Genomic DNA, 897 nt, shown 5'->3' with positions numbered 1-897 from the left:
TGGAGAAAATCCTGCCACAAGATTACAACTCTCTGCTGTCACCAAAGGAAACCCAGATTGCCACCTACGCCGTCAAAGACTACATCGAGGAAAATCTGTGCAAAGAGCTTAATCTGATTCGCGTTACAGTTCCTCTAATCGTGGACATCGATAGCGGCGTCAACGACTTGCTGGACAGGGACGGCTCACGCACCCCCATTTCATTCCACGTTTCAAATGACCATAACAAGAACCCCATTGATGTCGAGGTCGTACAGGCCGCAACAAAATGGAAGCGCATGGCACTAAAACAATTCGACTTGAACATCGGCGAAGGCCTCCTCACTGATATGCGGGCCATACGCAAAGACTACTGGCTCGACCACGACCACAGCGCATACGTCGACCAGTGGGACTGGGAGCTCGCTATAACAAAAGAGCAGCGAAACCTCAAATTCCTTAAAGAAGTCGTACAGAAACTCTGGAAGGTGCTCAAAGGGGCTGAGGTACATGTTCAGGAAATGTTTCCCCAATTGAAAACCGATAAATACCCCAGCCTCCCCGATGAGCTGACCTTCATCCACGCCGAAGAAATACTCGAAAGATACCCCGACCTGCCGCGTAAGCAGCGAGAGACAAAAATCATCCAGGAATACCCCGCCATCTTCATCATCGGCATCGGCTGGGTCTTAAAGGACGGCTACCCGCACGAAATGCGCGCCGCCGACTACGACGATTGGGTAACGGAGACAACCTCCGAGGACGGCAGGCCGATGCACGGCCTCAACGGTGACATTCTCGTCTGGAATCCCGTAACGAAACGCCGCCACGAGCTGACATCCATGGGTATCCGCGTCAACGCCGACACGCTCAAACAGCAGTTAGAGATTAGCGGGCAGCTTGATTTCCTGAAGCTGC

At 52.5% G+C, this 897-nt stretch carries 1 protein-coding gene; it reads left to right on the top strand.

The window, feature by feature from the left end; all coding sequences use genetic code 11:
• Nucleotides 1-897 (top strand): aspartate--ammonia ligase (locus LN415_09850; protein MCJ2557388.1); only part of this gene is annotated, 897 nt, incomplete at both ends.

Source organism: Candidatus Thermoplasmatota archaeon, from assembly GCA_022848865.1.
Taxonomy (GTDB): Archaea; Thermoplasmatota; Thermoplasmata; order RBG-16-68-12; family JAGMCJ01; genus JAGMCJ01.
Note: the sequence above shows the minus strand (reverse complement) of the source record. Positions and strands in the feature narration are given on the sequence as shown.